20 protein-coding genes and 2 tRNA genes are annotated in these 22,784 nt (G+C 55.5%); 11 read left to right on the forward strand and 11 right to left on the reverse strand.

All coding sequences use genetic code 11. The annotated features are described in order from the left end of the window. Nucleotides 1-83: 83 nt before the first annotated feature. The 6 genes from ACT3RR_RS03195 (at nucleotide 84) to ACT3RR_RS03220 (ending at nucleotide 6,275) form a co-directional block, all read left to right on the forward strand. Nucleotides 84-1,493 (forward strand): LLM class flavin-dependent oxidoreductase, encoded by a 1,410-nt coding sequence (locus ACT3RR_RS03195; RefSeq protein ID WP_496199719.1) that lies wholly within the window; start codon nucleotides 84-86, stop codon nucleotides 1,491-1,493. Between the two features lie 9 nt (nucleotides 1,494-1,502). Then, on the forward strand, nucleotides 1,503-2,333 hold the full coding sequence (locus ACT3RR_RS03200; RefSeq protein ID WP_486029992.1) for an ABC transporter substrate-binding protein: 831 nt from the start codon (nucleotides 1,503-1,505) through the stop codon (nucleotides 2,331-2,333). Between the two features lie 26 nt (nucleotides 2,334-2,359). Next, nucleotides 2,360-3,223 (forward strand): amino acid ABC transporter ATP-binding protein, encoded by an 864-nt coding sequence (locus ACT3RR_RS03205; protein ID WP_496199720.1) that lies wholly within the window; start codon nucleotides 2,360-2,362, stop codon nucleotides 3,221-3,223. Further along, on the forward strand, nucleotides 3,207-3,992 hold the full coding sequence (locus ACT3RR_RS03210) for an amino acid ABC transporter permease (RefSeq protein ID WP_496199721.1): 786 nt from the start codon (nucleotides 3,207-3,209) through the stop codon (nucleotides 3,990-3,992). The genes ACT3RR_RS03205 and ACT3RR_RS03210 overlap by 17 nt, the downstream gene beginning before the upstream one ends. After that, complete coding sequence (locus tag ACT3RR_RS03215) at nucleotides 3,982-4,671, forward strand: amino acid ABC transporter permease (RefSeq protein ID WP_496199722.1); 690 nt, start codon at nucleotides 3,982-3,984, stop codon at nucleotides 4,669-4,671. The genes ACT3RR_RS03210 and ACT3RR_RS03215 overlap by 11 nt, the downstream gene beginning before the upstream one ends. A gap of 191 nt (nucleotides 4,672-4,862) precedes the next feature. After that, the gene (locus ACT3RR_RS03220) at nucleotides 4,863-6,275 is read left to right on the forward strand and encodes an EmmdR/YeeO family multidrug/toxin efflux MATE transporter (RefSeq protein WP_486029984.1); all 1,413 of its coding nucleotides are present in this window, start codon (nucleotides 4,863-4,865) and stop codon (nucleotides 6,273-6,275) included. 56 nt (nucleotides 6,276-6,331) lie between these two features. On the opposite strand, the gene ACT3RR_RS03225 is transcribed toward ACT3RR_RS03220, so the two are convergent. Both ACT3RR_RS03225 and deoD read right to left on the reverse strand, forming a co-directional pair. Then, entirely contained in the window at nucleotides 6,332-7,864 is a 1,533-nt protein-coding gene (locus ACT3RR_RS03225) for a purine-cytosine permease family protein (RefSeq protein WP_496199723.1), read from the reverse strand. A gap of 22 nt (nucleotides 7,865-7,886) precedes the next feature. Continuing rightward, complete coding sequence (deoD, locus tag ACT3RR_RS03230) at nucleotides 7,887-8,597, reverse strand: purine-nucleoside phosphorylase (RefSeq protein ID WP_496199724.1); 711 nt, start codon at nucleotides 8,595-8,597, stop codon at nucleotides 7,887-7,889. Between the two features lie 316 nt (nucleotides 8,598-8,913). Between deoD and ACT3RR_RS03235 the strand changes: the two genes are divergently transcribed. After that, entirely contained in the window at nucleotides 8,914-9,582 is a 669-nt protein-coding gene (locus ACT3RR_RS03235; RefSeq protein WP_496199725.1) for a Crp/Fnr family transcriptional regulator, read from the forward strand. Between the two features lie 67 nt (nucleotides 9,583-9,649). Here ACT3RR_RS03235 and ACT3RR_RS03240 read toward each other — a convergent pair. Then, nucleotides 9,650-9,725, reverse strand: a tRNA-Asn gene (locus ACT3RR_RS03240). Between the two features lie 250 nt (nucleotides 9,726-9,975). On the opposite strand from ACT3RR_RS03240, the gene ACT3RR_RS03245 reads away from it, so the two are divergent. Beyond that, nucleotides 9,976-10,998: an LLM class flavin-dependent oxidoreductase gene (locus ACT3RR_RS03245; RefSeq protein WP_278880845.1), complete on the forward strand. Its 1,023-nt coding sequence runs from the start codon at nucleotides 9,976-9,978 to the stop codon at nucleotides 10,996-10,998. A gap of 74 nt (nucleotides 10,999-11,072) precedes the next feature. Here ACT3RR_RS03245 and ACT3RR_RS03250 read toward each other — a convergent pair. The 3 genes from ACT3RR_RS03250 to ACT3RR_RS03260 form a co-directional block, all read right to left on the reverse strand. Next, nucleotides 11,073-11,148: transfer RNA gene (locus tag ACT3RR_RS03250), tRNA-Asn, on the reverse strand. 144 nt (nucleotides 11,149-11,292) lie between these two features. After that, complete coding sequence (gene mtfA / locus ACT3RR_RS03255; protein ID WP_034789519.1) at nucleotides 11,293-12,069, reverse strand: DgsA anti-repressor MtfA; 777 nt, start codon at nucleotides 12,067-12,069, stop codon at nucleotides 11,293-11,295. A gap of 102 nt (nucleotides 12,070-12,171) precedes the next feature. Beyond that, nucleotides 12,172-13,734 (reverse strand): EAL domain-containing protein, encoded by a 1,563-nt coding sequence (locus tag ACT3RR_RS03260; RefSeq protein ID WP_496199726.1) that lies wholly within the window; start codon nucleotides 13,732-13,734, stop codon nucleotides 12,172-12,174. Nucleotides 13,735-13,971: 237 nt separating this feature from the next. On the opposite strand from ACT3RR_RS03260, the gene ACT3RR_RS03265 reads away from it, so the two are divergent. Continuing rightward, nucleotides 13,972-14,982 carry an alpha/beta fold hydrolase gene (locus ACT3RR_RS03265; RefSeq protein WP_496199727.1) on the forward strand — a complete coding sequence of 337 codons (1,011 nt, stop codon included), beginning with the start codon at nucleotides 13,972-13,974 and terminating at the stop codon, nucleotides 14,980-14,982. Between the two features lie 62 nt (nucleotides 14,983-15,044). Here the strand turns inward: ACT3RR_RS03265 and ACT3RR_RS03270 are convergent, their stop codons facing one another. Continuing rightward, complete coding sequence (locus ACT3RR_RS03270; protein ID WP_496199728.1) at nucleotides 15,045-16,676, reverse strand: phosphoethanolamine transferase; 1,632 nt, start codon at nucleotides 16,674-16,676, stop codon at nucleotides 15,045-15,047. 343 nt (nucleotides 16,677-17,019) lie between these two features. On the opposite strand from ACT3RR_RS03270, the gene lpxA reads away from it, so the two are divergent. Further along, entirely contained in the window at nucleotides 17,020-17,808 is a 789-nt protein-coding gene (lpxA, locus tag ACT3RR_RS03275; RefSeq protein WP_185688035.1) for an acyl-ACP--UDP-N-acetylglucosamine O-acyltransferase, read from the forward strand. A 22-nt stretch (nucleotides 17,809-17,830) separates the two neighbouring features. On the opposite strand, the gene ACT3RR_RS03280 is transcribed toward lpxA, so the two are convergent. The 4 genes from ACT3RR_RS03280 to ACT3RR_RS03295 all read right to left on the reverse strand — a co-directional run bounded on the left by ACT3RR_RS03280 (nucleotide 17,831) and on the right by ACT3RR_RS03295 (nucleotide 21,524). Further along, nucleotides 17,831-18,835 carry a DUF2891 domain-containing protein gene (locus ACT3RR_RS03280; RefSeq protein ID WP_496199824.1) on the reverse strand — a complete coding sequence of 335 codons (1,005 nt, stop codon included), beginning with the start codon at nucleotides 18,833-18,835 and terminating at the stop codon, nucleotides 17,831-17,833. A 30-nt stretch (nucleotides 18,836-18,865) separates the two neighbouring features. Further along, entirely contained in the window at nucleotides 18,866-19,816 is a 951-nt protein-coding gene (locus ACT3RR_RS03285) for a DUF979 domain-containing protein (protein ID WP_496199729.1), read from the reverse strand. Then, nucleotides 19,813-20,502 (reverse strand): DUF969 domain-containing protein, encoded by a 690-nt coding sequence (locus ACT3RR_RS03290; protein WP_185688032.1) that lies wholly within the window; start codon nucleotides 20,500-20,502, stop codon nucleotides 19,813-19,815. Before ACT3RR_RS03290 ends, ACT3RR_RS03285 begins: the two co-directional genes overlap by 4 nt. Nucleotides 20,503-20,864: 362 nt before the next feature. Further along, complete coding sequence (locus ACT3RR_RS03295; RefSeq protein WP_353501686.1) at nucleotides 20,865-21,524, reverse strand: epoxyqueuosine reductase QueH; 660 nt, start codon at nucleotides 21,522-21,524, stop codon at nucleotides 20,865-20,867. Nucleotides 21,525-21,735: 211 nt separating this feature from the next. Between ACT3RR_RS03295 and ACT3RR_RS03300 the strand changes: the two genes are divergently transcribed. Beyond that, nucleotides 21,736-22,746 carry an AI-2E family transporter gene (locus ACT3RR_RS03300; protein ID WP_353501687.1) on the forward strand — a complete coding sequence of 337 codons (1,011 nt, stop codon included), beginning with the start codon at nucleotides 21,736-21,738 and terminating at the stop codon, nucleotides 22,744-22,746. Nucleotides 22,747-22,784: the final 38 nt, after the last annotated feature.

Here is a 22,784-nt window from a genome sequence, read left to right on the forward strand (position 1 = left end):
ATTTAGGCCGCGATGCTTTCTGTGGAATTCTTTTGCTATCGCCTTTTCATATTGCATCGCAGACCTTAGTTGGGAGTCTAATTATGAGCCAATCCATTCCATCTTCATCAGCCGCTGACGCTAACGCGACTAACAAGAAAAGCATTAAATTAGGCCTGATGTTGCACGGCGCGGGCGGCCATATGAATTCATGGCGACACGAAAAAGTCCCTGCCGATGCCAGCGTCAATTTTCCCTATTTCCGTGAGTTGGCGCTGAAAGCCGAAGCCGCTAATTTCGATTTCCTGTTTGTCGCCGACGGTTTGCACATCAATGAGAAATCACTGCCGCACTTCCTCAATCGCTTTGAGCCGGTGGCGCTGCTGTCGGCGTTGGCATCCGTCACCCACAGCATCGGGCTGGCGGGCACCATTTCCACCTCTTACAGCGACCCTTTCACCGTGGCGCGCCAGTTAGCCAGCATCGATAACATCAGCAATGGCCGTGCGGGCTGGAACGTGGTGACCTCGCCACTGGCGGGTTCCGCCAAGAACTTTGGCAAAGACCACCCTGAGCACTCACTGCGTTATCAAATCGCCGAAGAGTACATCAACGTGGTGCAAGGGCTGTGGGACTCGTGGGATGACGATGCCTTTGTCCGCGACCGCGAAAGCGGGGTGTTTTTCGACGCCGCCAAGCTGCACAAGCTGAATCACCAAGGGCAGTTCTTCTCGGTGGAAGGGCCGCTCAACATCAAGCGTTCGCCACAGGGCCAGCCGGTGATTTTCCAAGCTGGGGCCTCGGAAGCTGGCATCGCGCTGGCGGGAAAATCGGCCGACGCGGTCTTCACCAACGCCCGCACCCTGCAAGAAGCGCAGGAGTATTCAGCCAAGTTGCAGGCGCAGGTAGCGCTGCACGGTCGCCATCCGGTGGGCATTTTCCCCGGCATCAGCCCGATTGTCGGTGCGACCGAAGCCGAAGCCGAGGCCAAATATCAGTACCTGCTATCCCTTATCTCAGTGGACGACGCGCTGGCCTATCTGGGGCGCTTCTTCGACCACCACGACTTCTCCCAATACCCGCTGGATGAGCCTTTCCCGGACGTCGGCGACTTGGGGCAGAACACCTTCCGTTCCACCACCGACCAGATTAAACGTTTAGCCAAAGAGGAAAACCTGACGCTGCGCGACGTGGCGTTCCAGACCACGCTGCCGAAAGGCGAGTTCTTCGGCACACCGGAGCAGGTGGCTGACACCTTTATTCGCTGGGTGGAAGAGGGCGGCGCTGACGGTTTTATTATCGGCGGTCCTGTTTTGACCGAGGCGCTGGACGACATCGTCCGTCTGGTTCTGCCCGTGCTGGCCGATCGTGGCTACTGGCATCCATCAACGGAGAGCAAAACTCTGCGTGAGCGACTGGGCCTGCCGTTCAAGGCCAGCCGCTACGCGCAAGTATCAGCAAAACAGCAAAAAAATGAGCAGCCGCAGGTTGCCGCAACATTGACCCATCATTAAGGAATAACTATGGCTCGTTTGGTTTCTGGTAAGGCGTCACTCGCAGCATGGATTTTACTTTCAATCGGCGGGGTAGCGAGCTTCGCCGCCCACGCCGATCAACTGTCGGACATTAAAAAGGCCGGGGTGATTAAGGTCGCCACCTTCGACTCCAACCCGCCGTTCGGCTCAGTAGATGCCAAAACCCATAACATTGTCGGCTATGACGTGGATTTCGCCAAAGCGCTGGCGAAGTCACTGGGCGTGAAGCTGCAACTTGTGGCGACTAACCCGGCAAACCGCATTCCGCTGCTGCAATCGGGCAAGGCTGACATCATCGTGGCGGATATCACTATCACGCCGGAACGCGCCAAGGTGGTGGATTTCTCCATCCCTTATTTCGTCACCGGGCAGCAGTTCCTGGTGCCAGTTGGCTCACCGGACAAGCTGGATGAGTACGCCACTGCGCGCATTGGCGCGGTGAAAGGCACCACCGGCGAGCAGGAGTTGCATAACCGATTCCCGAAATCTCGCGTGCTCTCATATGACGATATTCCGCTGGCGCTGTCGGCTCTGCGCAATGGCAACGTTCAGGCTATCACGCAGGACAGCACCATTCTGGCCGGGCTGCTCGACGGCGCGCCGGACAAGGCGAAATACAAAGTGTTGCCGGATTTACTCAGTAAAGAGGAGATTGGCGTGGGCGTGAAAAAGGGTGAAACCAGCCTGCTGAAAGCCGTCAATGATGAACTGCTGAGTCTGGAGAAGTCCGGCGAAGCGACCACCATTTATAACAATTGGTTCGGCCCGCAGACCAAATCGCCGCAGCCGCGCTTATTTACGATTCAGGCCAAGAGCTAAGCAAAATAATTAGACAGGCAGGGTTTATGCAACAACCATCCTCAGCAACCGCAGACTCGTCTGCGGTTTTTTCGTCTCCGGCGGGCGGCAAGAAAGCCGTCGCGGTGCAGTTCAAACAGGTGAGTAAATCTTTCGGCGCGCATCAGGTTATCCAGCAGGTGGACTTGAGCGTGGCGGTGGGAGAAGTGGTGGCGGTCTGCGGGCCGTCCGGCTCGGGCAAGTCGACGCTGATCCGCCTGATCAACCATCTGGAAACCCTCAGCAGCGGCGAGATTTTCATTCATCAGCGCCCCACTGCGGCCCTGAGTGGCAAAGCGCTGCGCCAGCTTCGTACTCATATTGGCTTTGTTTTTCAGCAATTCAATCTCTACGCCCATCTTGATGCCTTGGATAATGTCAGTCTGGCGCTGACCAAGGTCCACGGCTGGAAGCAGGAGGCAGCGCGGCACAAGGCGCGCGAGCTGTTAGTCAGAGTTGGGCTGGCTGACCGGGCGCATCATTTCCCCTCTCAGCTGTCCGGCGGCCAACAGCAGCGGGTGGCTATCGCCCGCGCGCTAGTCACCGATCCCAATATTATTCTGTTTGATGAACCCACTTCGGCGCTGGACCCGGAGATGATTGGCGAAGTGCTGCTGGTGATGCAGGAGCTGGCGCACAGCGGCATCACCATGATTGTGGTGACTCACGAGATGAGCTTTGCCCGCGAAATTGCCGACCGGGTGGTGTTTATGGACGGCGGGCAAATCCTCGAGCAGGCCGATCCGGAGAGCTTCTTCACCCAGCCCCAGCACCCGCGCGCCCGGCGTTTTCTGCAAAAGGTGCTGTTCCCGCTGCGCTCGGCGCAAGAACAGTTAGCCAAAGAGGGGAAGGTTGATGAACTGGCACCTTGACTGGGCGGGCGTGCTGACCGGCCAGCCGCTGCAATGGATTATTTCCGGCTTTCTTACCACCTTATATGTGACGCTGGCCGCCAGCCTGTTGGCGACGCTGCTCACCCTGCTGCTATTGGTGCTGCGCCTCGCGCCGGGCCGGGTGGGCAGGGGCGTGGCGGCGGTGTATGTGTCGATATTTCGCAATACGCCGCTGCTGGTGCAACTGCTGTTTTGGTACTTTGCCGCCTATGGCGCGCTGCCGCAGGGGTGGCGTTTTTACATTGGCGACGAGCACCCATGGGCCACTTTACCGGTCAATATCGCGTGGTTGACGCCGGAGTTTCTCTGCGCCACCTGGGGGCTGGCGCTGTTTAGCGCGGCCTTTATTGTGGAAGAGGTGCAGGCCGGGCTGAACTCGGTGCCCGCCGGGCAAAGGGAGGCCGCGATATCGCAAGGGTTCAGCCGCTGGGCGTTGCTGCGTTACGTGCTGTTGCCGCAGGGGCTGACCAATGCGTGGCAGCCGATCACCGGCCAATATCTCAATCTAATGAAACTCTCGTCGCTGGCGACCGGCATTGGTTTCTCCGAACTGACCTACCAGATAAGCCGCATCGAGAGTTACAACGCCCACGCGCTGGAAGGCTTCGCCATCGGCACCGCGCTCTATCTACTGCTCGGCTTAGTGATGGGCTGGCTGTTTATCACGTTAGGGCCAAAACGGCCGGGGCTGCGCCAGTCGCCATCCGCCGCCGTGGCTAATGCCGAAGGAGCGCCGCGTGGAGTTTGATTATTCGGTTCTGCATGACAATTTCACCTATCTGCTGTGGGGGCGGGTGGCGGAGGGTGAGCCGGGTGGCGTGCTGCTGACTTTAATTATGGCTATCTCGGCGGGCGCTATCGCGCTGGTGCTGGGCGTGGGAATGGCGGCGCTGGCCTGGCGGTTTGGCGGCTGGACGCGGCGCGTGCTGTTCGTCTGGGCCGAGTTTATTCGCGGCATTCCACTGATCTTTGTGATTTTCTGGCTCTACTTTCTACTGCCGGTGGTGTTTGGCAGTTCAATGCCGGGCGCGCTGACCGTGATACTGGCGCTGGCGTGGTTCACCTCGGCGGCGGTGATGCACTCGACGCTGGCCGGAATTGAGTCACTGCCCGTCGGCCAGAGCGAGGCGGGCACGGCTTCGGGTTTCAGCCAGTGGCAGGTTTTACGCATTCTGCTGCTGCCGCAGGCGTGGCCCAACCTGCTGCCGTCCTATCTCGGCTTGCTCATTGCGCTGCTAAAAGACACGTCGCTGGCGTTTATCGTTAACGTGCCGGAACTCACCACCGTCGCCGGGCAGGTGAATAATCGGGTGCAAATCTACCCGGCGGAGATCTTCCTGTTCATCGGCCTGATTTACTACCTGCTGTGCGCCACGCTGGCGGCGGTGGCGGGGAGATGGCTGGGGCAGCGTCATTCTCAACGCTAACCTCTGGGATTTGTATCAGAATGTTCATCGCGCCGAAGTGTGATGTCAGTGCCGATGTGGCCTTGCTGCGAGGCGGGTTTTTTATTGCGCATTAAATGTCCAAATATCAATGATAAAAGCCTTTGCAAAACGCAGGGGCTTTTACCATTCTTAAAGTAGGCATCTGACCTCACCTCATAGCTGGAACTATCTTGCAAAACATCAGAGTTACCGTGCAGCACGCGCTGGAGCGCACCAAGTGGTATCACAAACGGCGTTCCTATCGTGTGTTGTTCTGGCGTGAAATTACTCCCCTCGCGGTACCGATATTTTTTGAAAATATGTGCGTGCTGCTTATGGGGGTGCTCAGCACCTTTCTGGTCAGCTGGCTCGGCAAGGAAGCGATGGCCGGCGTGGGGTTGGCGGACAGTTTCAATCTGGTGGTGATCGCCTTCTTTGCTGCGATAGACCTCGGTACCACCGTAGTGGTGGCCTTTAGCCTCGGCAAGCTGGATCGCAAACGCGCGCGCAACGCGGCGCGGCAGTCTTTAGTGCTGATGACCCTGTTTGCTTTGCTGCTGGCCGTCGGCATCGAGTTCGCCGGTGAGCATATTATTGACTGGATAGCGGGCAGTGCCGAGCCGCAGGTTAAGGCCCTCGCCCTGAATTATCTCACTATTACTGCGTGGAGTTATCCGGCGGCGGCCATCGCGCTGATCGGCTGTGGGGCCTTGCGCGGTGCCGGTAATACCAAGATCCCGATGCTTATCAACGGCGGGATGAACATCCTCAACATTATTATCAGTAGCGTCCTGATTTATGGCTGCTTCGGCTGGGGCGGTTTGGGCTTTTCCGGTGCCGGATTGGGCCTGACGATCGCCCGCTATATCGGCGCAGCGGTGGTGATTTATGTCCTGATGATCGGCTTCAATCCGGCACTGCGCATTCCCCTTAAAAGCTATTTCAAACGTCTCAATACCAGCATTTTGATGGAAGTGCTGAGCATCGGCGTGCCCGCCAGTATTGAATCCGTGCTGTTTAACGGCGGTAAATTGCTGACGCAGGTGTTCGTCGCCGGGATGGGGACTGACGTGATTGCCGGTAACTTTATTGCCGCGTCGATCGCCTCGCTGATTAACCTGCCGGGCAACGCCTTGGGTTCGACTTCTACCATTGTGGTCGGCACCCGTTTAGGGCGCGGGCAGATGGGGCAGGCCGAGCATCAACTGAAACATATTTTCTGGCTCTCAACCATTGGCCTATGCGCGCTCTCTTTGCTGTCAATGCCCTTGGCGGGCTTGCTAGCGTCCTTCTATACCAAGGAAGATGATGTTATCCACGTGGTGAAAATGCTGGTGTGGCTGAACGCCGCCTTTATGCCATTCTGGGCCGCCTCCTGGGTATTACCCGCCGGGCTGAAAGGGGCTCGCGACGCGCGTTTCACTATGTGGGTATCGCTCCTTAGCATGTGGGGTGGTCGCATCGTCGCTGGTTATACCCTCGGCGTGGTGCTCGGTTTCGGCGTCATCGGTATCTGGCTCGGCATGTGCCTCGACTGGATCATTCGCGGCAGCTTCTTCTACTGGAGATTGGCGAGTGGTAAATGGTTGTGGAAGTATCGCTAGGGGTTTTCTTTGCAAAAAGGCCGCTTCTCAGCGGCCTTTGTTTTATCTACTGGAAATTACACAGTTTTTTGTGGATTCAGCGGCTGAGCCTTGGCTGCAGAAGTCGGCTGTGAAGTGATACCCGGCAGGGCGATTTTCAGGCCGAAGGTCAACAGGGCGTAGATCCCGCCGCCAACCAGCATTGAGACAATAACGCCGATATTCGCGGTGGCAAACACGCTGTGGCGCGTTTCGTCCGTCAGCAGGAAGCCGACGATGTGCGCGATGTGCGGGTCGCCCGAGGTGATGGTGCCTAGGCCGACAATAGTGGCGGTAAACAGCGCAACCAGCGCGGTCCAGCGGCCATTTCTGCCGCCGAATCCGGCTTTATTGGCCATCGTGATATCCCAACCCAAACGTTTTTGGCGCAGGAAGTCGATCAGTTCAATCGCACCCGCCGAGCCCATCACCACCGAGATTGACGCCAAGAATGACTGGAAGGTGGAGAGGAAAGAGTCGGAGATAAACATCAGATAGAACGCGCCGAAGCCGATAATAATGGCATTCAGCATGGTGGTAGTGGCACGACTGGCCGGAATACCCAGCGCCAACAGCGCCAACCCTGAGCTGTAGACGCCGGTGATCGCCGCCGCCAGCAGGGAGATAATGATCACGATGGAAAACGGCACATAGAACCAGAACGGCAGCAGGTTAGTCAGCGAGGCAATCGGCGCTTGGGAGGCAGCCGCGCTGAGGTCCGGGTTGCTGTCGGCCAAAAACGCACCCAGAATCAGCAAAATGCTCACTGGCAGCGAGATACCCGCAGTGGTCCAGAAAATCACTTTTGAGGCCGGGGTTTTCTTCGGCAAGTAGCGCGCAAAATCACCGCCGTAGTTGAGGAAGCCTAGCCCCACCATGGTCATCGCCATCACCACGCCGCCGATGTAAGTCAGCAGGTCGCCGTGCGCCGCGCCTTGGCCCAGCCTGTCCCAGTGAATGTGTGGCAGCATCAGGAAGATAAAGATGATGCTCATAAAGCCGGTCAGCCAGGCGATGTATTTTTCAACTTTCATAATCAGCTGGTGGCCGTAAACCGCAATCGACATGGTTAATGCCAGACTCAGAATAAACCAGCCGAGGATGCACATCAGCGTCGGCTTGCCATCCGCCAGCGCGAAGGCCGTCGGCCAGAGTTTGGCAAATAGCGCCGCGCCGGTGGAAGAGGCCAGAGTGATCAGGGTAATTTTCCAACCCATATTGGAGATGTAGGCAAACAGGGTTGGGAATTTATTGCCGTGATAACCAAAGCAGAAACGGGTTTGGGTCAGCGTCGGCAGGCCGGTTCTTGGGCCGCCCACCGCCAGAATACCCACCAGAATGCAGGAGAGCAGATACCCTATAATCCCGGCGGTGATGGACTGCCACAGGCTCAGTCCCAGCGAGTAAACATACACCCCGTAGGCGATACCGAGGATGGAGACGTTCCACGAAAACCAAATGGGGAACAGTCCGGAAGGGCTACCGTACCTTTCGGATTCAGGTACGGCGTTAACCCCGTTGGATTCGACTTTGAGGCCGCTTGGTGCAGGTGAGTGTGTAGAGTTCGTCATCGGATAAGCCTTATAAATAAGATCAATCGCTGAATATTGCTGTCTCTAAAGCCAGCTCAAACATGTTGTTTAACGTTTTTTGTAATTGTTCTGCGCTTGGCTCTTCGCCGGTGACGCTATTGACGCAGGCGGTCAACAGGCTCAGGGCTTTGGCGCGGTACTGCGCGGCGATGGTGTAAAGCGCCGAGGTTTCCATTTCTACTGCCAAAATATTCATTTTTTTGAGGGCTGGGAGTATACCTTCGGGTTTGTCATACAGCAGGTCGTTGGTAAAGGTGTTGCCGAACTGGGCGGGCAGTTGGCGATGCTGCGACACCGTCCAGCAGCGGCGCAGAAGGTCAAAATCGGGCACGGCGGCGAAGTCGTAACCGCCAAAACGGTCGCGGTTGGCGGAAGAAGAGGTGCCCGCGCCGGTGGCGACAATCACGTTGCTCATGTCCACCGTGCTATCCACCGCGCCGCAGGTGCCGATGCGAATCAGCTTCTTCACGCCAAATTCGTTAATCAGCTCATGGGCATAGATTGAGACGGACGGGATCCCCATGCCGTGGGCCATCAGCGAGAGAGGTTTGCCGCGATAGTAGCCAGTAAAGCCAAACATATTGCGGGTATCACAAACGCGTTTGGCGTCAGTCAAATAGGTCTCGGCGATGTACTGGGCGCGCAGCGGGTCCCCCGGCATGATTACGGTTTCGGCAAAATCGCCCGGGTTGGCATTAATATGTGGCGTCATCTGATGACCTCCTGACTGGATGTAGGCCATCATGGTAGAAAGCCCTTCGCGCGTAGAAAAAGGCAAATGTCCGACCCTGGCCGACGGCGATCACAAAATTGATTTTTACTGGTCTGCGCGGCTATGGCGGCGAGGCAAAGTGGTGTAGGAGAAAGGAGACTCAGGTCGAGGATCGTGCAAGGGGCATTGACAAAGATCAGGGCCGATCGTTAGTCTCAGCAGCCCCTCGACTTCGCGAGCGGCGCGATGGGTAATCCTCAGGGTTGGCGTTACTCACTTAACTATTATTTCGGGCCGGTCGGAGAGCGACGACATCATGACAATCATTCAGCAATACGCTCAGCGCGGATACAAAATCCTGCGCGACGCGGTGCACGCCGCGCCACTCAAAGACAAAGTGATTGGCCCCGATGAGTTCATTTTGCGTCAGGGGGAAGAGATTCAGGCGTTGTACTGGATAACCCTCGGCGAATACACCATGCATTACAATGCCGAAAACGGTAAGACCTTCAGCCTCGGCCAGCGTTTTGTCAGTGACACTATCATTGGTGAAATCGAATATCTCACCCAGACGCCCAGCCAGTTTTCCGTCGTGGCTCACGAGGCCATGGCGGTGAAAGTCATTCCGCTGGCGATGATGGACAGCATCCTCACCAGCCACGTGGAGGTCGGCGTTTGGCTTAGCCAGCTGCTATCCCTCAGCTACCAACGCGGTATGGCAAAAACCATGGAACGCTTCTTACAGCCACTGGTGTTTAACATTGTCGCCGACCTTTACGAGCGTCATCAGCAGCAAAAACCGCTGGTGGATTTCTCCCAGGTTTACCGCGAAGCCGAACGCTTCGGCTGCTCCGAGCGCACCTATCGGCGGGTGATCAATCAGCTGATGGAAGAGAACTACATCCAAAAAAACGCGAATGAGTATGTTATCTGCGACATAGACAAGTTCCGCCAGATATTGACCCATTCAGTCAGGGTGGGATAAGTAGCTCTAACGATTTGAATCGGAAAGCAAAAAGCCCGCTTAGTTTCCTAAGCGGGCTTTTCTAATTTGGCTCCTCTGACTGGACTCGAACCAGTGACATACGGATTAACAGTCCGCCGTTCTACCGACTGAACTACAGAGGAATCGCGTGAACGGGGCGAATAATATCGAGTGACATTGTTGATAGCAAAGATTTTTTTGCTTCCACAATCTGATGGGAGACAATTTGCGCAGACTGCGCAAAAACGCGTGATAATCCGCCAATATTCATCAAATAAACTGAACCCTTAGGTTAAATAAATGAAATTTATTCTCATCCTGATAGGCGTAGAGTAAGGGTATCGCTGCGCCATATCCTCTCGGGATAGGCCGGAATCTGAGGATACTTTTACTATGAAAAAGATTGGCTTTTTATCGTTCGGCCACTGGACGCCATCGCCACAGTCGGCGACCCGTTCGGCGTCTGACGTGCTGCTTCAATCCATCGATCTCGCCGTGGCGGCTGAAGAGCTGGGCGCAGATGGCGCTTATTTCCGCGTTCACCACTTTGCTCGCCAACTGAGTTCGCCATTCCCGCTGTTGGCGGCTATCGGCGCAAAAACCAGTAAGATTGAGATTGGTACTGGCGTGATCGACATGCGCTATGAGAACCCGCTGTACATGGCTGAAAGCGCCAGCGCCGCAGACCTGATCTCCGGCGGGCGTTTGCAACTCGGTATCAGCCGCGGATCGCCGGAGCAGGTGATTGACGGCTGGCGTCACTTTGGTTTCCAGCCAGCCGAGGGTGAAACCGACACCGATATGGCGCGTCGCCACACTGAAGAGTTTTTAGAAGTGATACGCGGAAAGGGCTTCGCCGAGCCGCATCCGCAGCCGATGTTCCCTAATCCACCGGGCTTACTGCGCCCAGAGCCTTATTCCGCTGGCCTGCGTGAGCGCATCTGGTGGGGGGCGGCGACCAACGCGACCTCAATTTGGGCCGCCAAGTTGGGAATGCATCTGCAAAGCTCGACGCTGAAATTTGATGAAACCGGCGAGCCGTTCCACATTCAGCAGGCGAAGCAGATTCGGGCTTACCGCGCTGCGTGGGCCGAAGCGGGGCATCAGCATGCGCCGAGAGTGTCCGTCAGCCGCAGTATTTTTGCGCTGATGAATGACCGTGACCGCGCCTACTTTGGCTCCAGCAGCAATGACGGCGATAAAATCGGTTATCTCGATGAGCAAACCCGCGCCATTTTCGGCCGCAGCTATGCCGCAGATCCCGAAACGCTGGTTAAGCAGCTTAAACAGGATGAAGCGATTGCCGAAGCCGACACCATTCTGCTGACCGTCCCCAACCAGTTGGGCGTGGATTACAACGTGCACGTGATCGAGTCGATCCTTAAGCATGTTGCACCAGCGATGGGCTGGCGTTAGGGATAGGGCATACGAATAGAGACACAAAAACCAAAAAGCCCGCTTAAGTTTCCTTAAGCGGGCTTTTCTAAATTTGGCTCCTCTGACTGGACTCGAACCAGTGACATACGGATTAACAGTCCGCCGTTCTACCGACTGAACTACAGAGGAATCGTGTGAACGGGGCGCATGATATCTAGAGCCCCGCGAGGTGTCAACGGCAAAATGGCGCTATTTGACTGACTGTTCAGCAACTGAGCAAAAAGGCCCGAAAAGTGCAAAAAAGGTGCGGCGAGGTCACAGTTTTTAGGTTGATTAAGCGTCGCACGGCTGGTTGCGCAGCAGCCTTGCCAGCGGGTCTTGTTTGTAAAAACGGCTAAAATGGCCGTAAACCAGCGGGAAGCGGCTCGAAAGCAGTTCTGGCGCACTGAAGAAGTACTCGGAAAGTACCGCGAAGCACTCTGCCGGGTCACTGGCGGCGTAGGCGTCCATGCTGGCGGCCTCTTCACCCACCATATCGATCTCATCCTGCAAATTTTCCATCGCGGCGTGCAGGTCATGTTCCCAGGCCACCACGTCGCGCAGCGGAATAGGGGGAATGCCGCTGACTTCGCCGCCGTTGCGCAGGTCGAGCTTATGCGCGGCTTCGTGGATGATTAGGTTAAAGCCCGAGGTGTCGAAAGAGTCCTCGATATCCTGCCAGTTCAGCACAATCGGCCCCTGATCCCAGCTCTGGCCGGAGTGCACCTGCGAACCCGCGTGAACCAGACCATTGTCATCCTGCCACGGGGTGTCCACCACAAAAGGCTCTGGGTAGAGCAAAATCTCGTGGAAGCCGTCGAGCCACTCCGCGCCAAGCTCCATCACCGGCAGGGCGAACAGCAGGGCGATGCGCGCCTGCATCTGCTCGTTCAGCTCGATGCCTTGCAGCGGCACCAGCCGTTTTTGGCTCAACAGTTGACCGGCGACTTTCACCAGACGCTGGCGCTCTGGCTCGTCTAGCGAGGCAAACAGTGGAATATCCAGCGCGTCTTGCCACTGTTGCCACTTGTCGGTCTGAAGCTCATTCGATTTCCACGGCCACTTGATCATCGTCTTGCTCGCAAAGTGAACATTTAAATTCATACCCAATTTCAGTCTGTCCACCGAGTATTCAATCAGTTACGGCGGCAAATGTCTGTGACTAAAACCACGTTACGCCTTGCCAAGGGTTATCGGCGCGGGAGAATCGGACTGCAACCACTGCTTGGAGAACTCTTCTGGTGTCACGGGTTTACCGAAGAAGTAGCCTTGGAAGAACTCCAAATGATACGGCGTTAAGTAATCGACCTGCTCCTGCGTCTCAATGCCTTCCGCCACTATCACCATATCTAGCCTTTTGGCTAAATCAATCACGTTATCGACGATATGCCCGGAAAGCGCGTCAGTGCCGATACGGCCGATGAAACTCTGGTCAATCTTCAAAAAGTCGATATGGAATTTTTGTAAGTAGGTCAGGCTGGAGTGGCCGGTGCCGAAATCGTCCAGTGCGATAGACACGCCGAGGCGACGCAGGGCTTTGAACAGGCTGTCGGTGATGTCGCTCGGCTCAATCAGCTCGCGCTCGGTCAGCTCCAGCACCAGATTGATTTTTTTGCCTTTAAAGGCGTCGAGGAAGGTTTTGCAATCTTCAATCAGGCTCAAATCTTTGAAATGGCTGGCACAGATATTAAAGCCGAAATGGAAACCGTCCGGCAAGGTCGACAGCCGAGGGGCGAAATACTCGTGAGTCTGGGTCATCAGTTGGCGCGTCATCTCGACAATCATCCCGCTCTCTTCCGCCAGCGGAATAAACTGGTAAGGCGGCACCAGCCCGGCCTGCGGATGCTGCCAGCGCATCAACACTTCACAACCCGTCAATTGATAATGGGTGCCATCCACCACCGGCTGGAAGTAGGGCACAAACTCGCGGTTGGCGACGCTGGCTTTTAAAATCGCCAGAGGCGTGCCGACGCGTCCCAGCAGCATATAGGTCATCAACCCCATGAATACGCCGAGCAGCGGGAACAGCAGCAGGCTGAATGGCGAGTAGTCGAGCACGTAGCGCCAATGGTTGACGTGTTGAACTAACAGGGCGATTTGATAGGGATAGCGGGTGGAATCCAGACGCAGGCGCGTGCCTTTGAGGTTGTCTGCTCCTAAATGCACTTTGCCCTGATGGTCCATCCACTGGTCGCCAATGCGAATGATCAGTGACGAGCGGGTGCTGAGCAGGTCAAGGATGTTATGCATGTAATAGCCATCCACGCCAATCAGTATGCTGTTATTGCCGTGCTGCTGGCGGTAGGCGATCAGCGGATGCCGCGGCGTCACGGCGTTGCCGGTCATCAGGTACAGCTTGCCGCCGACATACTGCCGGTCATTGATCGCGCCCTCTTGCGGGCCAAACAGCGCGGTGCAGTAGATGGTGTCACCGGTCGCCAGATTCACCGTGCGTACGTTGGGGACAATGGCAATTTGCCGCCGCATCTCCAGCACCACGTCGCGACTACAGGATTGGCCGAGATAGGGCTGCAAGGCGGTGGCGGCCTGATCGGCATTATCAAACATCTTATCAATCTGCTTCACCGCCTGCTCTAAACGCTGCTGGCCGTCATGTTGCAGCCCTTGCATGGTTTGCCAGGAAACGGAGGCTACGCCAAGCCCGACGATCAGCAGGAAAACCAAGGCTGACGCGGTGACGCGGATATAAGGTCGAATGATTTTGGCTCTTAGCAAAATGAAGAGTCCCGAGGTCATAATTGAGCGGCGAAGTAATAGGCTAAATATAACCTATTACTGTTAAAACTGTTTTTAAAAACAGGCGAATATGATGTTTCTGAGCGTATCATCTGGCTTAGATCAATACTCTTATACACGGGGGTTTACATTCTTAGGATTTCTTTGATGGCTTATACTTTGTAGGATTTGTTTTTTAGGCGGTCAGTTGGCCGCGATGATTTTAAGGATTGAGCGATGCCCTCCCCACTGAAATTTCTGCTTCCCGCCGCCTTGTGTTCCCTGCTGTTAAGCCCCCTGGCGATGGCCGATACTCCCTCTTATGGCCCGCAGCTTGAGGGGTTTACTTATCCTTATCCGCAAAAGCACTTCTCCTTTAACTCTCAGGGCGAAACTCTGCAAATGGGGTATATGGATGTCGCGCCGGTCGGCCATAAAAATGGTCAGACGGTGGTGCTGATGCATGGCAAGAATTTCTGCGGCGCGACCTGGGGCGACACCATCAAGGCGCTGGCGGGCAAGGGCTACAGGGTGATTGCGCCAGACCAGATTGGTTTTTGTAGCTCGACCAAGCCGGGCGACTACCAGTACAGCTTCCAGCAGCTGGCGACCAATACCCATGAGCTGCTGAAAAGTCTGAATATTAAGAAAGCGGTGATTGTCGGGCACTCTACCGGCGGCATGCTGGCGACGCGCTACAGCCTGATGTTCCCCAATGAAGTCTCAAAGCTGGTGATGGTCAACCCTATCGGGCTGGAGGATTGGAAAGCCAAGGGCGTGCCTTATCGCACGGTAGATCAGTGGTATGACCGCGAGCTGAAACTCTCGGCTGACAGTATTCGTCAGTACGAATTGAAGACTTACTACGTCAATAAATGGAAGCCGGAGTACGATCGCTGGGTAGACATGCTGGCGGGGCTGAATAACGGGCCGGGGCATAAGCTGGTGGCGTGGAACTCGGCGCTGATTTACGACATGATTTTCACTCAGCCGGTGGTCTACGAGTTTAAAGACCTTAAGGTGCCGACCACGCTGATGATTGGGACTTCTGACACCACGGCGATTGGCAGCGACATCGCGCCGCCGGCGGTGAAAGCCAAGCTCGGCCATTACAATGTGCTGGGCAAGCAGACCGCCAAGCTCATTCCCCACGCCAAGCTGATTGAATTTAAAGGGCTGGGTCACGCGCCGCAGATGGAAGAGCCGGCGAAATTTAACGCCGCGCTGCTGAAAACCCTCGCGCAATAACAGCATCCGCGCGGCGAACATGAGGGGCACGCCGCGCGGATTCACTCTCTTAACTCGCTGCCTTAATTGGCCGTTTTACATTCGCGTAGAATATCCAACTGCGGGTCCAGCTCGTGGGTCTGAACGTTCATGGCGTCCAGAACGGTGTGGAATAAATTATCCTGCGACACCTCGGCATTTTTGCCTTTCCCCTGTAAACACGACAGGTTGACGCCATTGGCACTGGCGTAGCCTGGCGACAGCCAAAACAGCATCGGCACGTGAGTCTGTTCCGCCGGCGCCACGCTGTAAGGCGTGCCGTGCAAATACAGGCCATTTTCCCCCAGCGACTCACCGTGATCCGACAGGTAAATCACCGCCACGTTATAGCTGTCCTGATACTGTTTGGCTTTCTCAATCACCTGAGATACCACGTAATCGGTGTAGCGCAGCGTGTTGTCATAGGTGTTGATCAACTGCTCGCGCGAGCAGTTTTCAATATCGCTGCGCGGGCAGTCGGGTTTGAAAACGGCAAACTCCGGCGGATAGCGTTTGAAGTAGGTCGGCCCGTGGCTGCCAATCAGGTGCAGGCCAATCAGCCGGTTTTTACCGTCGCGTTTGACCTCGGCGTCGAGATTATCCAGCAGCGCCATGTCATAGCAGGTGTCGCCGTCGCACTGTTTGTTGTCTTTGGCGGTGCTGATGATGACGTTTGGCACTCTGTCGCACACGCCCTTACAGCCTTCGTCATTATCTTTCCACGACACGGATACCCCGGCGCGTTGCAGAATATCCAGCAATCCCTCGCTATTGCGCGCTTTATTGTTGTTGAAGTCGACGCGCTTCATATTGGAGAACATGCAAGGCACCGAAACCGCCGTGGCGGTGCCGCAGGAGCGGGTGTGGTTGAAGTAAACCACGTCCGGTATTTTCTGGGTGAAGGCGTTGGTGGGCTGGCTATAGCCGCCGGAAGATTGATTCTGCTCGCGCGCCGTCTCGCCAATCACCAAAAACATCAGGGTTGGTTTTTGCGCCGGTGACTGCACCAGCTTGGCATCTTCGCCAATTTTCTCGAACGGCCCGGCGTGGGTGAAGTAGCGATGGTTGTAATACTGGAAGGCGCTGTAGAGATAGTTGGTCGGCACAATTTCCAGATTCAGCGTGCGATTGCTGCGGCCCACCGACGCGTAGTCTTTGTAATACACCCCGGCCACTGCGGCGATCACCAGCAGTGAGAGCAGCATGGAGAGCAGGCGCACGCCAAGGCGGCGCAGTGCCGATTTCGGATAACTGACCTGAGTGAAGAACAGCAGCACGGCGGGCAGCAGGCCGGTGAACAGCACCCACAGCACCACGGAGAGGTTGAGGTAAGAAGAGGCTTCGCTCAGCTGGGTCTCAACAACGTTTTCAATCATTCCACGGTCAAACACTACCTGATATTTAAGCATGGCGTAGCTGACCAAGGCGCTTATCGGCAGAATGATAATGAAGAAGGGTTTAAGTAACGGCCGAAAGCTGAACGGCGTGAAGACGAAATTCAGCGCGACAAACAGCACCAGCGGAATGGTGAGAGCAAAGCCCAGATTGTAGGCCGGCAGCGCGTTAAGGATCCGATAGAAGTGCAATAAAATGGGGAAGTTAACGACAAAGGTAAAGTAAAGACTCAACAGTAAAGTCAGCCAAAGGTAGCTGATTTTAGGAATAAAATTACGCAAGAAATGCTCCAACGAAAAGGGTCAATACCGGGGAAATTCTGAAGCTGAATGTCTCAACCTGACGCCACTTTAGCGATGCAAGCTTAAGAAAGCCTTAACCTGCGTTTGCAGACAGTTCATGGGCCTAAAGTTCATAAAATAAATAAAATATATAACCGTCTTTTGGCGGCGCAACGCCGTATGCTGGGTAACTCGCACGGCCTGGAAATTTCAGGCGTGGTGCTCTCTCCGTGCTTTCTGAATGCCTTCTGTTTTTTCAGCGCGACCTCGAATTTTGTCCGTTTTCTTCTTATAGAAAGCTTGTCTCAGAGACTGATTTAATCGGGTTCTGGAGGGTTTAGCGTTGATCTCAAATTCTGCCACGGTGGCAACTCAGGCAATTATTTCTCCCGGCGCGATTATCGGCGCGGGGGTGCAGATTGGCCCATTCTGCCTAATTGGCGAGCACGTCGAGATAGGTGAGGGGACGGTGATTGCCTCCCACTCGGTGATCAACGGCCACACGCGTATTGGCCGCAATAACAACATTGGTCGCTTCTGCTCGATTGGCGAAGTGAATCAGGACTTAAAATATCGCGGCGAGCCAACTCGAGTTGAGATTGGCGACAATAACCAGATTGGCCGCAACGCTACCATCCATCGCGGCACCCAGCAGGGCGCGCAGACGACTATTATCGGTCATCGAAATCGGCTGTTGTCCAATGTTCACGTTGGCCACGACTGCCTGATTGGCAGCAGCACCGAGATCGGCAATAACACTGCTCTGGCGGGGCACGTGGTGTTGCGGGACTTTGCGCAGGTCGGCTCAATGTGCGCGATTCACCAGTTTTGCATCATCGGCTTCTCGGCGCTGATTGCGGAGCAATCCTGCGTGGTTCAGGACATTCCGCCTTTCGTCCGTGCCAGCGGCAACCGCGCCGTGCCGCAGGGGTTTAACCTGTTGGCAGAAGCTTACCTCTCTATCGATAAGCAGCAGCAGGCCGTGATGCGCCGAGTGTATGAGCAAATCTATCATTGCGGAATGGCGATTGAAGCCTTGAAAGTAGAGGTGCAGCGCCTGAGTAAAGCACACCCCGCGCTGCGCTGTTTTGAGGATTTCTTTGCTTTATCCACTCGCGGCATCATTCGCTGATGCTGCGAGTGGCCGGGGATTATCAGGCTTCCAGCGCCAGCAGGGCGAAGGTTGCCAGCCAGTGTTGGCCCATATAATCCGTGTCGAGGTGGTCCAGCGCGCTGTTTAAATGCTGCTGGGCGCTGTCACGCAGCGGGGCGACGCGCGGGTCGTCTGTCGGCAGGGCCGCCGCCAGCGAACGCTGACACCATGCGCGGCTGAGATTCAACCCATCCAAATGACCAATCTTGCCGTCAGTTCGGTCCGTAACCGTGGCGGGCACAAACAGCGTTTGCGGCTGGCGCTGGGCCAGATCCGGCAAGAAGTCACTAAACCACTGGGAAAACTCGGCCTGCGGCAACACGCGGCGCATCAATTCGGCTTCCATCAAAGACGGGGATAAAAACTCATCGCCGCCCGGTTCCCACGCCTGACAATTCACATCATGCAGATGCCAGCGTTTGGCAGCCTCTTCGATTTGCGCGGTTAAGGCGTCATTCGCCACGCTGCGCGAATACTCTAAAGCCAGCGACAGGGCAAACGCGGTGTTGAAGTGGCTCCCTACCCGCAGCGGATAGGTGGCTTTCGGCAGAAATTCACAAAATGCCTGCTCGAAGAACTGGCTCATCGGCGCCAGCGTTTTCGCCCAACCGGCGGCCTGCGGCAGCTTCATGGCGTTTAACTGTTGCACCAGTCGCAGGAACCACGCCCAGCCGTAAGGCCGCTCGAACCCTTTATGCTGCGGCTGCTGTAAATAGGCCATCTCCCCGGCAACGTTTTCCGCCGTGAAGTGCTGCTCAACAATGGCAATAATCTGCTCGGCCTGCGGCAGTTGCGGGTATTTGTCGATTAAGCGCAGCAGCAGCCAGTAGCCGTGAACGCAGGAGTGCCAGTCATAACTGCCGTAAAAAATCGGGTGCAGCGCGCGCGGCGTTAGGGCGTCTTCTGGCCCGCTCATGGCATGCATCAGCTTATTGGGAAACTCGCGGTTCAGGTGATCCAGCGCCATCAGGGCAAAGCGGGACGCCATTTCTGGCGTCAGTTGCATCGTCATTTTCAATCTCTCCCGAGTTGGCGGTTAGAAGCGGAACACGAATAAATACATCAGCGCGGTGTTCACCAGCAGTAACAGGGCGCCGGTCAGCCATTGCGCCTTGATGACACCGTTTTTATCCTGAAGCTCGAGCAGCGCGGCGGGCACGATGTTGAAGTTGGCGGCCATTGGCGTCATTAGCGTGCCGCAGAAGCCGGACAGCATACCGATAGCGCCCATAATCGCCGGATTTCCGCCCAGCTGGTTGACGATCAGCGGCAGGCCGATACCCGCGGTCATCACCGGGAAAGCGGCAAAACCGTTACCCATGATCATGGTAAACAGCGCCATGCCGAAAGTGTAAGCCACGATAATCGCCAGCGGCGAACCCAGTGGAATGATGCTTTTCACCAAGTCGGCCACCACGCCACCGACGCCCGCCAGAGCAAAGAGCGCGCCCAGCGCGGCGAGCATCTGCGGCAAAATTGCCGCCCAGCCCACGGTGTCCATGGTCTGCCCGCCTGCCTTGATGGCCTTCAGCGGCGAGTCGCGCAGCATCACCAGCGCCACGATAAAGGCAACCAGCGTGCCTAGCACCAGTGAGATCAGCGTGACGTTTTTGGCCTCCACCAGACCGCTATTTTTTAGGGTCAGGGTACCGACCAAGGTCACGATAGGGATCAGCAGGGCCGGAATAAACAGCTTGTTGCCAAAGCGCTTGGCGCCGGCTTCACGTCTGGCGGTGGCTTCCGGCTGGTCGTTATCCGACTTGCCTTTGCCCAGTTTGCCGGTCCCGGCAATCACCGCCAACAGGATAGCCATACAGCCCGTCACGAAGTGCGGCAGCTCGCCGCCAAGCAGGAAGGTCACGCCATACACTCCCCAGAACAGGGCGTTAACCAGACGGCGGTTGTTAGTTTTGTCATACAGATTGAAAATGGCGTAGGCGCAGAACATCAGGCCCGCGAGGATATAAACCGATTCTAAGCTGATCATTTGGCAATGCCTCCATGCTGAGCATCAAAACGCTTGGCCAGCGAGCGATCCAGCAGCCACAGGCGAATAAAGTGAATAATAAGCGCGGCGATGGCGGTGGGAATGGCCCAAACGGAGAGGTGCAGTGGCTCGACGGAGATCCCGTTTTGCTCCAGGAAGCCTTTGATCAGCAAGATAGATTGCACGGCGATAAAAATATCTTCACCGAAGAACACCGCGATGTTATCGACGGCGGCGGCATTAGCGCGAATTTTCTGGCGAACGTCATTAGGCAAATCGCCATACTTAGTGACCGCCGCGGCTTCCGCCATTGGGGCAATCAGCGGGCGCACCATCTGCGCATGGCCGCCCAGCGAGTTCAGCCCCAGCGCGGCGGTGACTTGGCGCAGGAAGAAGTAGAGCATCAGCACGCGCCCGGTAGTGGCGGCGTGGATCTTAGAGATCAGGTCGCGCGCGCGCTCTTTCAGGCCGCTGCGCTCGAGGATGGCGATAACCGGCAGCGTCAGCCAAATCAGCCCCATATAGCGGTTCTCGGTAAAGGCTTTACCGAAGGCGCTGATGATATCCACCGTGTGCATGCCGCCCGCCGCGCCGGTCGCGATACCGGCAATGGTGACGACTAAAAGTGGATTAAACCGCAGCGCAAAGCCCAGCACCACGATCGGGATGCCTATTAATACCCACATATTTCTTACCCCTGTTGTCTGTAATCTGTGAATGAACTCAACGTCCTGTCTTTATATTTTTTAAGCTGCGCGTTGCTCGCTAATAACCACAAAATAACCTTGAGTTATAAAGTAGACGAGTGAGGAATAACGCTCAGCTTTGTTCGGAAAGTACCAAGCAGTTCGGTGCAGCGCAAGACTGTGAATTGATAAGTGGCAGGACAAGAGGGAGGAAAATAAGCGAGTCTAAGATAAAGCTCAGGCTAATTAACTGGGTGTTTTATTTAGCATGGAATATTGTGCGGGGCGAGAAGTTTAGATTAGTGAATTAACCCCGCGAGACAGGTTGCGGGGTTAATGAACAATAAGGCGATGGTTAAGGCTTATTCGTCGTCTTCGTCGCCGTAATATTTTACGCCGAGCTTAATCAGGTCGCGGCCTTGAGCTTTGCGGTGCAAATTGCTGTCGCGCAGGGAATAAACGCAGCCGCAATACTCTTGCTGGTAGAAGCGTTCGCGCTTGCTGATTTCAATCATGCGCGCCGAACCGCCTTTCTTGCGCCAGTTATAGTCCCAATAGACCATGCCCGGATAAGGCGCTGCCGCACGGTCGCCGCAGCCGTTAATCTGTTTCATGTCTTTCCAGCGGGAAATACCCAGCGAGCTGGAGATGGCGCTGAAACCGTGTTCATAAGCGTACAGCGCGGTGCGCTCGAAACGCATATCAAAACACATAGTGCAGCGAATGCCGCGTTCAGGCTCGTTTTCCATACCGCGCGCGCGCTCAAACCAATTGTCAGTGTCGTAATCGGCATCAATAAACGGAATACCGTGCTGTTCGGCAAAGCGCATATTCTCTTCTTTGCGAAGGGTATATTCTTTTTGCGGATGAATATTCGGGTTGTAGAAGAAAATGGTGTATTCAATGCCCGAGGCTTGAATCGCTTCCATGACCTCGCCGGAGCAGGGGGCGCAACAGGAGTGAAGCAGTAATTTATCATGCCCGTTAGGCAGGGACAGTTTTTCTCGGATCAGTTCGGACATCTTCTTCGCCTGTTACTAAGATTTTCTTTATCAAAATAGAATCATCATGATGGTTGATGCCTATGATAAAAGACAGTGCGCCACTGTCAAAAATTTCTTATTGATCTCCTGAATGACAACTTGGGCAATAATCAACAATGTTATGCTAACGACCGGGATGTTGGCCGAGCACGGCGCAATGCCCAGCAATTGAATGTTAAGGACGCAGACAATGCAGTTAATGAAATCGCACCATATCCGCTGGCTGAGTTTATTTATCGTGATGGGGGGGCTACTGTTGGTGCTGCCTCTGCACCTGTTGGCATGCTTTATCGCCGGATTCGTGGTGTTCGAGCTGGTTAATGGATTAACACCGCATTTCCAAAAAATCATCAGTGGCGATCGCGCCCGCTGGCTGGTGGTGGCGCTCATCAGCACCGTAGTAGTGAGCGTGCTGATTCTGGCGATTGCCGGGATTATCGACTTCCTGATGGATGATATTAAGAACCCGGTGGCCTTCAACGCCATGGTTTCTCGCTTGCTGAGTGACGCACAGGGGCGCATTTCGCCAGTCATGTTGCACTATCTGCCCGCCAATATTGAAGAGCTACAGCGCCAGTTCCTGCAATGGGTGCGCGAACACGTCGCCATGATTCAAACCGTGGGCAAAAACGCGGCCCACGCCTTTGTCACCATGCTGATTGGTATGATTCTGGGCGCGATTATCTCTTTGCAGCGCCCAGACAAAGAGAGTCAGGATGCCCCGCTGAAAAACGAACTGTTGCAGCGCGTGCGCCTGCTGGCTCAGGCATTTCGTAATGTAGTTTTTGCCCAGTTCCAAATCTCACTGATTAACACCGTGCTCTCCGGTGTGTTTCTGTTCGGCATTCTGCCGCTGTTTGGTATTCACCTGCCGTTGGCCAAAACGCTGGTGGCTTTTACCTTCATCTGCGGGCTGCTGCCGGTGATTGGCAATCTGATCTCCAATACGGTGATCTTCATTGTCGGCCTCTCCCTGTCACTGTGGGTGGGCGTCGGGGTGCTGGCGTACCTGATTGTCATTCATAAGGTGGAGTACTTCCTCAATGCGCGCATTGTCGGCACGCGCATTAATGCCAAGTCGTGGGAAGTGCTGCTGGCGATGCTTATCTTCGAATCAGCCTTCGGATTGCCGGGCGTGGTGGCCGCGCCGATTTACTACGCCTATCTGAAGAGCGAATTGAAACAAGCTGAGCTGATTTAACCTTTACCCTAGGTTCCCTTCTTGAAGTAAAACTCGTC

It is taken from the genome of Ewingella sp. AOP8-B2-18, from assembly GCF_052376015.1.
Taxonomy (GTDB): domain Bacteria; phylum Pseudomonadota; class Gammaproteobacteria; order Enterobacterales; family Enterobacteriaceae; genus Ewingella; species Ewingella allii.